At 39.0% G+C, this 12,478-nt stretch carries 10 protein-coding genes and 1 pseudogene; 7 read left to right on the plus strand and 4 right to left on the minus strand.

All coding sequences use genetic code 11. The annotated features are described in order from the left end of the window. Positions 1–96: 96 nt before the first annotated feature. The 4 genes from U9K52_RS20160 to ppk1 all read right to left on the minus strand — a co-directional run bounded on the left by U9K52_RS20160 (position 97) and on the right by ppk1 (position 4,218). On the minus strand, positions 97–249 hold the full coding sequence (locus U9K52_RS20160; protein ID WP_248391453.1) for a hypothetical protein: 153 nt from the start codon (positions 247–249) through the stop codon (positions 97–99). Beyond that, positions 246–899 carry an NAD-dependent epimerase/dehydratase family protein gene (locus U9K52_RS20165; RefSeq protein WP_322927895.1) on the minus strand — a complete coding sequence of 218 codons (654 nt, stop codon included), beginning with the start codon at positions 897–899 and terminating at the stop codon, positions 246–248. The genes U9K52_RS20160 and U9K52_RS20165 overlap by 4 nt, the downstream gene beginning before the upstream one ends. 365 nt (positions 900–1,264) lie before the next feature. Then, the gene (locus tag U9K52_RS20170; protein ID WP_248391457.1) at positions 1,265–2,149 is read right to left on the minus strand and encodes an exopolyphosphatase; all 885 of its coding nucleotides are present in this window, start codon (positions 2,147–2,149) and stop codon (positions 1,265–1,267) included. Continuing rightward, positions 2,146–4,218 (minus strand): polyphosphate kinase 1, encoded by a 2,073-nt coding sequence (gene ppk1 / locus U9K52_RS20175; RefSeq protein ID WP_248391459.1) that lies wholly within the window; start codon positions 4,216–4,218, stop codon positions 2,146–2,148. The genes U9K52_RS20170 and ppk1 overlap by 4 nt, the downstream gene beginning before the upstream one ends. 377 nt (positions 4,219–4,595) lie before the next feature. On the opposite strand from ppk1, the gene dnaK reads away from it, so the two are divergent. The 7 genes and pseudogenes from dnaK to U9K52_RS20210 all read left to right on the plus strand — a co-directional run. Continuing rightward, a complete protein-coding gene (dnaK, locus tag U9K52_RS20180) occupies positions 4,596–6,491 on the plus strand; it encodes a molecular chaperone DnaK (protein ID WP_263601346.1) in 1,896 nt (631 codons plus the stop codon). 666 nt (positions 6,492–7,157) lie between these two features. Next, entirely contained in the window at positions 7,158–7,697 is a 540-nt protein-coding gene (locus tag U9K52_RS20185) for a phage tail protein (protein WP_248391463.1), read from the plus strand. A gap of 45 nt (positions 7,698–7,742) precedes the next feature. Further along, entirely contained in the window at positions 7,743–8,285 is a 543-nt protein-coding gene (locus U9K52_RS20190; RefSeq protein WP_248391474.1) for a phage tail protein, read from the plus strand. 32 nt (positions 8,286–8,317) lie between these two features. After that, positions 8,318–8,860: a phage tail protein gene (locus tag U9K52_RS20195; RefSeq protein WP_248391476.1), complete on the plus strand. Its 543-nt coding sequence runs from the start codon at positions 8,318–8,320 to the stop codon at positions 8,858–8,860. A gap of 62 nt (positions 8,861–8,922) precedes the next feature. Next, a complete protein-coding gene (locus U9K52_RS20200) occupies positions 8,923–10,044 on the plus strand; it encodes a hypothetical protein (protein WP_322927897.1) in 1,122 nt (373 codons plus the stop codon). Then, positions 10,041–10,979 carry a formyltransferase family protein gene (locus U9K52_RS20205; RefSeq protein WP_322927899.1) on the plus strand — a complete coding sequence of 313 codons (939 nt, stop codon included), beginning with the start codon at positions 10,041–10,043 and terminating at the stop codon, positions 10,977–10,979. Before U9K52_RS20200 ends, U9K52_RS20205 begins: the two co-directional genes overlap by 4 nt. Before the next feature lie 17 nt (positions 10,980–10,996). Beyond that, positions 10,997–12,478, plus strand: a pseudogene (locus U9K52_RS20210) (SprB repeat-containing protein); the annotation flags it as partial.

Genomic DNA, 12,478 nt, shown 5'->3' on the forward strand with positions numbered 1-12,478 from the left:
GGTTTAAGATGAATGAAAAATATTACATCGCAGGCGATGAACCGTCATCAGAATTCTCTAAAACGATCTTTGAACTTCACGAAATATTAGTTTTTCCTACTTGGACACATGGCCCGAAAAATTCAGATTTTTTCCCGTTGCTTTTCTCCCGTCAAGAGGATGTTTCTGCATATAGAAAAAACCCGAAATAGCAGTCAGAACCAATAAAATAAAAGCAACCAGAAAAATTCTTTTTATCATTCCTTTCATATCGCCAGATTTTTAATGTCCTTGATTTCTAATGTTGAGGTGGGGTATCCTTTTTGTACTGCGTTGATCATTGCTCTACCCACTTCATGTAAAGTTAATGATTTTGAAGGAAATATCGCCGGAAAAAATAAAATAAAAGGTTTAAAAAACCATTTTACATTCTTCTGCCCCTCAACAGGTTTCATAAATCCGGGCCGGAAATTGTATGCAGCACTGAATCCAAGCTTCCTCAACGTATTTTCCGTTTTCCCCTTTACTCTTGCCCACATGATCTTTCCGCTCTCAGTACTATCGGTATATGCACCTGAAACGTAGTTAAATACCATATCCGGATTCTGGCTGAGTGCAGCCTTGGCAAAATGGATCGTTGTATCAAAGGTTATTCTGGTATATTCCTCTTCGCTCATTCCCATACTGCTTATTCCTGCGCAAAAGAAAACAGCGTCATAACCTTTTAGGTTTTCATCATGAAGATTCATGGCGAGAAAATCGGGAATGATATATTCTTTCAGTTTAGCATGCTTTTTTCCGCTGGTCTTACGGCTTACACTCAGAACTTCCGAAATATTGGGGTTTTCAAGGCATTCCATCAGAACACCTTCGCCCACCATTCCGGTGGCTCCTGTGAGAATTACTTTAATTGAGTTCATTATTTAATATTGTATTATTGCTGACGTTCCGAACCCCAATTTTACTTTATGGAAGATGAAAAATTATATATATTGAGTTTTTTTAATTCCGTCGAATTGTATTTGTTATTTTTTTTAAGGAGTAATTTGATTGCATCGAAAAGCAATATATTTTTTTATTGGAAGCTTTTTCTTGCTTTCGCTACTCGCTTTTTCCATTTCCATTTTGCGGCGGCGAAGCCGCCGCAAAATGGAAATGGAAAAGAGCTCAAACATACCGCTCAATCAAGGCTAGGGTGGTTGTCACTTCTTCACTATTTAAAAAAGAAACAAATTGAATCAACAAAAAAACCGATCACTGACCGGTTTTAATTCTATTGAGATAATTATTTTTTGTCCTGTAAAGTACTGTAAATATTATGGATCAAACCGTCTGCTACAGAGATCTTAGGGACAAAAATCCTATTGATTTCAGACCATGTCATCACGTTATTGAAAATTTTTAAGGCATGAACCAGCACATCTGCTCTGTCTTCGCGGAGATTGTATTTCGTCATTCTTTCATCCACGGTAAGGTCATTGAACTCCTTGTAGACTTTCTTAAGATGTGATGAGGACATCGGTTTGCCGTCTTTCGTTTTGCTCATCGAAAAAACTTTATTAATGTTCCCGCCTGAACCGATCGCAACAACAGGCTTTTTGCTGTTGATATTTTTCCTGATCTCTTCCTTCATGTCCTTCCAGTTATCGGGGGTTACCAGATTATTCAGTAAGCGGATCGTCCCGATGTTGAAAGATTTCTCATACAGCATTTTGCCGTTTTCATAGAAGGTAAGTTCGGTAGAGCCACCGCCAACATCAATGTAAAGGTAGGCAAAATCTTTATCAAGGCCTTCTGCAATGTGGTTTTCAAAAACCAGGGAAGCTTCTTCGTCTCCCGAAATAATTTCAATATCAATTCCGGAGGTTTTTTTTACTTCATCAATGATGTCCCGGCCATTGGCAGCATCACGCATGGCACTTGTCGCGCAGGCTCTGTAATGTTCTACCTTATAAATTTTCATCAGGTCACTGAAGATCTTCATAGAATCAATCACCATTTTCTCACGCTCCTCACCGATTTTTCCAAGGGTGAACACATCCATTCCCAGTCTCAGAGGAATTCTCAAAAGATTGAGCTTGATGAATTCAGGCTGTTTATTATTAATCTTTACTTCATTAATCAGCAGTCTGGCCGCATTACTTCCGATGTCTATGGCTGCAATCTTCATTTTTTGTTTGTTTTAGCATGTAAGTATCGATAGGTTTCAATCTGGGAACGGCATTCTTCTTTATCATTATGAATGTACTCGTTACTCAATTTTTTGTCTAAAATACGAGCTTTTACATTATCTTTCAACTGTATGTCAAGAATATCTTTCAGTTCTTTCTTAAGGTTTTTATCGGTGACTTTGGCAGCAGCTTCAATTCTGTAATCCAAATTTCTGGTCATCCAGTCTGCTGATGAAATATACATATCTTCAGCACCTTTATTATAAAAATACATGACTCTGGCATGTTCCAGATATTCATCTACAATACTGATCGCCTTAATTTTTTCTTTAAAATCCTTCTGGTTTACCGCACAGTAAATACCTCTTACGATCATTCTGATGTGAACTCCGGCGTTAGCAGCCTCATACAATTTTTCAATCAGAGATCTGTCACTCACCGAATTGGCTTTAATGATCATCTCCGCATGTCTTCCTGCTTTTGCTTCTTCAATTTCTTTATCGATATGATGAACGATCTTTTCCCTCATGAATTGCGGACATACCAAAAGATTTTTGCAGGTTTTAAGAACAGGCAGAAAGTCAACCTTTGGTTTTTTAAGGATATTGAACACTTTATTGATATCTGCCATGATTCCGCGGTCGGCTGTCATCAGCAAATGATCGCCGTAAATTCTTGCTGTTTTTTCATTAAAATTTCCGGTACTTATAAATCCGTACTGAATGGTTTTGTTGTGGGATCTTTTTTTGATGATACACAATTTGGCATGTACTTTCTTGTTTGGAATACCTATCAATACTGTAATTCCTTCCGGTTCCAGCATTTCTTTCCATTCGAGGTTAGACTCTTCATCAAACCTTGCCTGCAGTTCAAGCATAACGGTAACCTCTTTGCCGTTTCTTGCGGCATAAATTAATGCGTTGATTATTTTTGAATTACTCGCCAGACGATATGCCGTAATCTGAATGGATTTTACATCAGGGTCCATTGCGGCCTCCCGAAGAAGGTCGATAACGGGATTGTATTTATGATAAGGGAATGTTAAAAGGACATCCTGTTTCAAAATAACGTCTGTTACACGGTTACCGTTTTCAAAGTCAGGATGGGTAAAAGAAGTTCTTTCTACAGGCCTTTCATATTTCTCGAAAACATCCGGGAAATCCATAAAATGTTTGAAATTATGAATCTTTCCACCAGGAATAATACTGTCCTTTTTGGATAAATTCAATTTTCGGATCAGCATCTCGAGAAGTGCTTTATCCATATCTTTATCAAAAACAAAACGGGTAGGTTTTCCCTTTCTCCTGTTTTTTAATCCTTTTTCGATTTTTTCGGCAAAATTGGTTCTGATATCATTATCAAGATCCAGTTCCGCATCTTTGGTTACTTTAAAAGCATTCGCCGAAAATTCATCATATCCGAAATACGAAAAAATATGCGGCAGGTTAAAAGTAATCACGTCTTCCAGAAGCATGACATCTTTTTCCTGCGGATCTTCAGTCGGAAGCAGGACAAATCTTCCTACAAAACGCGATGGAATCTCTATAATGGCATAATTGCTGGAATACTGCCAATCCTTTTTTCTCATGGCAACACCTAGATAGAGACTTTTGTCTCTCATATAAGGCATTGGGGTATTTTCATGGAGCAGAATCGGGATCACGTTTGATTCTACCACTTCATCAAAATAGTTTCTTACAAACTCTTTCTGTTTTGGGGTTAAGTTTTTGGGAGCTTTGATGAATACATGATGATCCGCCATTTCGCCCTGGATTTTCTTCCACGTTTTATCAAAATTCTGTTGCTGCCTCATAACAATATCATTGATTTTCTGAAGAATTTTTGAAGGAGGCTGATAAAAAGATTCGGCAATTACTTTTTCTTTGAAATCCATGGCACGTTTTAACCCGGCAACGCGAACTCTGAAAAATTCATCTAAATTATTTGAAAAAATTCCTAAAAAACGGATTCTCAAATGCAAAGGAACTTTCTCGTCCATTGCTTCCTGTAGCACCCTCTCATTGAAGGCAAGCCAGGTAATATCTCTCGGATTAAAATGTAATGACATTCGCTAGTTTATAATTTATCAAAAATAATAATTCACCTTTTTTTATTGAAGTATTTCAACGTTAAGCTTTAATTAAATTTAATAAAGCCCGATGCAATTAATTTTTTATAGTGATTAAAGTTATTAAAAAAACCTATGGAATAGAAATATGCTTATGAAATTAATAATATAAATTAAAAAGTGACATTTTGAACAGCAATACTGGTTAAAATCCACCTTTACAGTATCGTTATCATATGATCGGTTAGCTTTAAAATCTCATTGTTATTGCTGATTTCAAATGGGGTGTGTCAATTTGTCATAAAAATTTGAATGGTACAAATATTGAGAAATACAGAATGTAAATTAAAATTAAAAATAGAAAAAATAAAAATATTATGAGTAAAATAATCGGAATTGACTTAGGTACAACCAACTCTTGTGTTGCTGTAATGGAGGGCAAAGACCCTGTTGTTATCCCTAACGCAGAAGGTAAAAGAACAACTCCTTCTATTGTAGCATTTACAGAAGATGGTGAAAGAAAAGTGGGGGATCCTGCGAAAAGACAAGCAGTTACTAACCCTACAAAAACGGTTTACTCTATCAAAAGATTTATCGGAACACATTTTAAAGATGATGCCTCTGAAATCTCAAGAGTACCTTATAAAGTAGTAAGCGGGCCAAACGATACCGTAAAAGTAAAAATCGACGACAGAGAATATACTCCGCAGGAAATTTCTGCAATGACCCTTCAGAAAATGAAGAAAACTGCAGAAGATTATCTTGGTCAGGAAGTGACAAGAGCGGTAATTACTGTTCCTGCATACTTCAATGATGCACAAAGACAGGCTACCAAAGAAGCCGGTGAAATTGCAGGTCTTAAAGTAGAAAGAATTATCAACGAGCCTACTGCTGCAGCGTTAGCGTATGGTCTTGATAAAAACCATAAAGATCAGAAAATCGCAGTATATGACCTTGGTGGTGGTACTTTCGATATTTCTATCCTTGATTTAGGAGACGGTGTATTTGAAGTATTGTCTACAAATGGTGATACGCACTTAGGAGGTGACGACTTTGATGATGTGATCATCAACTGGATGGCAGATGAATTCAAAGCTGAAGAAGGCGTTGATTTAAAATCTGATGCTATCGCATTACAGAGATTAAAAGAAGCTGCTGAAAAAGCAAAAATCGAATTATCTTCTTCTCCACAAACAGAAATCAACCTTCCATATATTACCGCTACCGCTACAGGTCCTAAACACTTAGTGAAGACTTTAACGAAAGCGAAATTTGAGCAGTTATCTGCAGATCTTGTTAGAAGATCTATGGAGCCGGTTGCTAAAGCATTGAAAGATGCAGGTTTATCAACTTCAGATATCGATGAAGTAATCCTGGTAGGTGGTTCTACGAGAATCCCGATCATTCAGGAAGAAGTGGAAAAATTCTTCGGTAAAAAACCGTCTAAAGGAGTTAACCCGGATGAGGTTGTGGCAATTGGTGCTGCTATCCAGGGAGGGGTTTTAACAGGAGATGTAAAAGACGTTCTTTTATTAGACGTTACGCCGCTTTCTTTAGGTATCGAAACAATGGGTTCTGTTTTCACTAAATTAATTGAAGCAAACACAACGATCCCAACTAAAAAATCTGAAGTATTCTCAACAGCTTCTGATAATCAGCCTGCTGTAAGCATCAGAGTAGGACAGGGTGAAAGACCAATGTTCAATGATAACAAGGAAATCGGTAGATTCGATCTTACAGATATTCCACCGGCACCAAGAGGAGTTCCTCAAATTGAAGTAACTTTCGATATTGATGCGAATGGTATCCTAAGTGTTTCTGCGAAAGATAAAGGAACAGGTAAAGAGCAGTCTATCAAAATCCAGGCTTCTTCAGGTCTTTCTGATGAGGAAATCGAAAGAATGAAAAAAGAAGCTCAGGAAAATGCTTCTGCTGATGCTAAGAAAAAAGAAGAAGTTGAAATCTTCAATAAAGCAGACGGATTGATCTTCCAGACTGAAAAGCAACTGAAAGAGTTTGGTGATAAGTTATCTGCAGACAAAAAAGCAGCAATCGAAACTGCTCATGCAGAATTGAAAACCGCTTTTGAAGCTAAAAATGCAGATGATGTAAAAGCTAAAACAGAAGCACTTGATGCAGCATGGATGGCAGCTTCAGAAGAATTGTATGCAGCAGGACAGCAGCCTGGTGCCGATGCAGGAGCTCAAAACCCTGGTGGTAACAATGCAGGAGCAGATGATGTACAGGATGCAGACTTTGAAGAAGTAAAATAAGCATAACTTCATAAAAATAAAGGCCGCTTTAAACGCAAGTTTAAAGCGGTTTTTTTATGCTGGAAATTGACTTTATGACGTTAAAGATCATTATGTTTTATAACTCAGACACTTATAAAATTATAAATCGGAATTGGCTTAAAAACATTCACCAATAAACAAAATCTGCAGGATTTGTAATCGTGGTATGTTGCAAATTTTAATGCAAATTCAGTATAAATACTTAATTCAGCTAATACGGTAATGTTTAATTTTATCGGGGAAATAATTGCTGAGTCATATTGCTTTAAAAATGAATATAAATTAGAAATAATAAATTATTAACTAATTTTTTTTAATAAATAGCAATTATGTCAATAATAAATTTAAATTTGTAATAAGATGTGATTGCTGTAAAGCAGTTTATCACTCAGAAAACTAAAAAACTAAAATAAATAATCATGAAAATCATAGTAAACTATTCTTTTCCAAATTAATATCACATTTTCGGGACTAATAAGATCGTAAAATACGGGCTTTCAAACATTGTTTGAATTTTACTGTATGGATGCTTCTTTCACTCCGACATCTGCTGACAGCTTAACAATTTATTCAGGTTGGGATTCTGTTTATCATTCTCCTGAGTAGGTTATACTTTAATAAATTTTCATTTTAAAAACAATAATTATGGACGGAACAATTGGAGAAATCCGACTTTTTGCCGCAAACTTTGCTCCCAAATCATGGCAGTATTGTAATGGCGCTTTATTGGCTATCAGGTCAAATACGGCCTTGTTTTCACTTCTAGGAAATACCTATGGAGGAGATGGGATAACTACCTTCGGTCTCCCGAACCTTGCGGGAAGGTCGGCTGTGGGTGCAGGGCAGGGTCCCGGTTTATCATATTACAGTTTGGGAGAAGCGACAGGTACAAACTCTGTAACTCTCACCATGTCAAATTTGCCTGCTCATACCCATAATTTGTCAGGGAATGTTGTAATTCCTGCTTATTCGGATGAAGGGGATTCGGGAACTCCGGCGAACAATATCCTCGCATCAAAGGCATCGATGTACAGCAATCAGGGTACCGACTCTACGACAAAACCAATTCCGATGGCATTGCAGGTAGGTGTTTCGGGGGGGAATAACGCGCTCACTATTGTTCAGCCTTCACTTGGAATGAATTATATTATTTGCCTTTACGGGACTTTTCCTCCAAGAGGATAATTACTGAAATTTAAAATAAAATTAATAACAATTAAAGATATCATTATGGAAGGTTATATAGGAGAAGTGCGTTTATTTGGTGGAAATTTTGCTCCGCTTGGCTGGGCTTTCTGCGACGGAACACTTTATAGTATCTCACAATTTGAGGCAGTATACACAATATTAGGAACTACTTTCGGTGGCGATGGCCGCAATACGTTCGGCGTTCCGGATCTTCGAGGAAGAGTTGCTGTAGGAACAGGCCAGGGAGCTGGTCTTACTCCTATAGATTTAGGAGAGGTAGGCGGAACTGAAACGGTTACCATGACTACCGCGCAAATGCCTGCGCACAGCCATACCGCAGCAGCAACAATTGCATTTCCATGTTTTTCAGATGAAGGTAATACGGGATCTCCGGCAGGTAACGTACTCGCAGGTTCAGCTGCAGCATATTCCACTCAGGCACCTGATACTTTTATCGCACCGGCTACCACAACAGGTTCTATATCTGCTGTTGGAAGCAATGTTCCATTTAGTATTATACAGCCTGTATTGGCAACCAACTACATTATTTGTCTTGAAGGGTATTATCCACCAAGACAGGATTAATTCATTAAACTATTAATAGAAAAACGATTATTATGGAAGGAACCATGTCAGAAATAAGAATGTTTGCCGGAAATTTTGCTCCCAAGTATTGGGCGTTTTGTCAGGGGCAGACAATATCGATTAGTACTAACCAGGCACTTTTTGCGCTTTTGGGTACAATGTACGGAGGTAACGGGACAACAACCTTCATGCTGCCGAATTTTGCAGGAAGAACAGCTGTGGGAACCGGTACCGGAGCAGGAACCAAAGTATTTCAATTAGGAATGACAGCAGGTACTGAAACGGTAACCTGCGATATACAGCACATGCCAACGCATACGCACACTGCAGGGTCTGAAACAGTTTCAATAAAAACATTTTCAGATGAAGGAAATACAGGTTCTCCTGCAGGCAGTACACTTGCATCATTACAGGGTTTGTATTCTAGCGAGCAGCCAGACAGCACCATGAAAGCAATACCTAATGCATTCGCGTTAAGCGTTTCAGGAGCAGGGCAGCCGATGAGTATTCGTCAGCCTTATCTGGGAATGAATTACATCATCTGTATGTACGGGATTTTTCCGTCAAGATCTTAATTAGCATTTATTAATTCAGTCTGCGGCAAAACAGTTTGCCGCAGACTGACTTTATTAAGAATATGAAAATAGCTTTACTTTTACCGCGCTCTGTTATTTATCCGTCTATTTCATTTGATATTATGGACGGTTTCAAACAATCCCTTAAGAATATGGGACTGGAAGGATACCATGAAATCATTTCAGCAGGAATTGGGGTTGCTGCAAAAAACGAGGAAATTTATGACCATTGCGAACAGTTTTTGCTCGCCGGTACAGATATCATAATAGGATATATGAATCCTTTTTCAGCAGAATTTGTACATCCTCTTTTTGAATCTTCGGGAAAAACCCTCATCGTTCTTGATAGTGGTTATCATTTTCCTAAATTCAGCAAAAAGCTTTCAAATGCATGGTTTATCTCTCTTCAGGGTGGCCTTTGTACACGTGTAATAACACATAAAGCCATTGAAGACGGATTCAGGAATTTTGCATTCAGCTGCTCTTTTTATGATGCAGGATACCGTCCTTCTTATGTATATGCAGCTGCTGCTGAAGAAAAAGGAGGATCTATAGTTTTTAACCACATTACTTCTTTAAAGCGTTCTGATTTTACATTGAAACCACTTACGGAATTTCTTGAAAAAGAACAGAACACTGCGGTACTTGCAACTTTTTGTGGTGATATGGCTGAAGACTTTTTTGCGGGAAGCAGCGAAATGTCCGGCCATTATAAAGTATATGGTACGGGATTTACTGCGGATGAAACCTGGTTGGGAAAAATACCATATCCCGGATATGATTGGAGTACAGCAATAGCCTGGTCAAGAAATTTGAAGATTCCTGAAAATGAAACTTTTGTAAATATAATGGATGGAATTAAATATGGTAAAGCCAACCTTTTCTCTTTATTGGGATGGGAAGCTGCACAGTTGATAGGACTGGAAAATACAGAGTTTAATGAAATGACCATTCATTCACCACGTGGAAAAGTATATATAAATCCTGAAAACGGATTTTCGGAGACTGAAGTTTATTATGCGACCGTTTCAAAAGATGACAAAACAGGAAACTGTCTTTTAAAAGACTGTTATGCAGCCTCGGTTACAGAAATGGAACGCGAAGCGTTAGAAAGGAATATTGAATATATAAGAACTGTAGAGGCTAATACTTGGCTTAATGCTTATGCGTGCTTAGAATCATGACAGGTCCATTTAAAATAGCAGTTTTATGTAATAACCGGATGGCATTTCCGGCTTTGCAGGCTTTACATGCTGCAGGCCGGCTTTGTGCGTTAGGAGTGCCTGATAAGAATCCGGAAGTCATCGAATTTTGCTCCATGCTTTCAAAGCAGTCAGGAATACCTCTTTTTATTATGACATCCGAAAGCTGCACCGGTCAGATAAAAAATATGATGGAGGTTTCCGGCGCCAATACCGTTTTTACCATGACTTTTCCCTGGAAAATTTCTTCTGAAATTCTTGCGCTTTATTCTGGTAAATTTTACAACTTTCATTACGGGCTTTTGCCGGAAATGCGAGGGGCAGATCCTGTCTTTGAAACCATAAGAAGCCGTTCTGGACAATCGGGAATTACTGTTCATGTTATTGATCGGGATATCGATAAAGGAGCCATTATTCTTAAAAAAAATATTCCTGTTACTGCGGAGATGACACATGGGGCATTATGCACTCACTTGTCGTGGTTAGGCGCCAATCTTTTAAATGAACTTTTAAACCTTTTACAAAGAAATTTTTTAGGAACGGAACAAAACGAAGAAATGGCCCGGTATTATCCGAAACCAGGTGCTTCAGATGTTTGTATTTCCTGGGAGAAGCAGGATGCTGAAACCATTGAAGCATTAATAAGAGCATGTAATCCCTGGAATAAAGGAGCGTATACTCAATGGAACGGATGGAATATCAGGCTAGTGGAAGCTACGTCCGTTGAGATTGCAAATCATCATACGGGAACTCCCGGAACCATACTTTCTTTGGATAAGGAAAATGGGTTAATTGTTAAATGTAATGATAATTCACATCTGAGACTAGATATCGTCTACGTCGAAGAGGGCTTCATGAGCGGACATAAATTATCTGCTTTCGGGCTTAGAAATGGTGAACAATTTTTGAACTTATAACTTAAATATAATTAAAAATGAAAAATTTTTATTCTACAATTAGAACGCTGGCAAAAACAGTCGCCATTATGGGAGCGTCGTTGCTGGGATATGCCCAGGCTCAGACGACGCTCTCTCCCGGAGGGATTGCGTTTACCTCTTATGATTCGAGTTCTACTTCGGTAGATGTATTTTCATTTGTTTTGCTTGCCCCTATTTCAAGCGGAACACAAATAAGCTTTACCGATCGGGGATATCAGGGAAGCAATGCCTGGCAAGCAGCCGGATCAACAGAATCTGCAATTACATGGACCAGCGGTACTGCGTTGCCGGCCGGTACTGAAGTGTATATTTCAGCGTTGTCAGCTTCTGTTTATAATCCTGCAACAAGTACATCTATACCCAATGGTACTGTAGCGCTTACCGACGGAACATCTTCCAATGGATTGGTTTTATCATCTGTGGGAGATCAGATTATAGCTTTCCAGGGAGGAAACGGTAGTGTTACAGGTGCTAATGTGACTTGTATTGCCGGTATCAATTATTTTTATACAGCAGGATCTACAACAGCTGCATGGAATAGTGATGCGGTTGGAAGTCCCAATGCTTCATTAATGCCACCGGGACTTACGGGAGGTACGAATGCATTTTATACAGGGCCGGTATCTGGTGTCACAGTGGCTAGATCCGGAAAGTTTAACTGTACCGGTGTTCCAACATCAACAGTTGCCAATATAAGAACAGCGGTCATGAATAATGCCAACTGGACACTTAGTACTGCTGCAGGATCGCAGTATTCAGGGTGTACGTTCTTGGCCAGTAATCCTGTAATTACGGCAAGTCCGGCAAACAGAACTATATGTGCAGGAGGCACCACTACCTTTACGGTTGCTGCTTCAGGGGCTAGTTCTTACCAGTGGTATCAGAATTCTGGTAGCGGATTTATTGCTTTGACTAACACCGCTCCTTATTCAGGAGTTACAACCAATACTTTGACCATCACGGGAGCTACTTCAGCCATGAACGGTTATCAGTATCGTGCCGTGGCTATCGGTTCAGGCTCTGCTACTTCTAATGCTGCTACATTAACGGTTGTAAGCATAAGTACCACAGGAAGCAAAACTGATGTATCCTGTAATGGCGGGTCCAATGGTGTTGCTACGGTAGTACCATCAGGTGGTGTTGCACCTTATACATATTCTTGGGCACCTTTCGGTGGCACCGCTGCAACGGCTACAGGTTTATCTGCCGGAACTTATACTGTAACGGTAACGGATAATTTGGGATGCCAATCTACAAGAACATTTACGATTGATCAGCCAGCAAGTGCAGTAAGCGGAACAACGGTAGTAACAAACGTAGCATGTAACGGCGCTTCCAATGGAGCGATCAACTTGACTCCGGCAGGAGGAACAGCACCTTATACATTCAACTGGGGTGGTGGAATCACAACCGAAGACAGAACAGGCTTAGCTGCCGGAACATATACGGTAACTATCACTGATGCCAACGGATGTACC

Origin of the sequence: Chryseobacterium sp. MHB01, assembly GCF_034651565.1 — a bacterium.
GTDB lineage: Bacteria > Bacteroidota > Bacteroidia > Flavobacteriales > Weeksellaceae > Chryseobacterium > Chryseobacterium nepalense.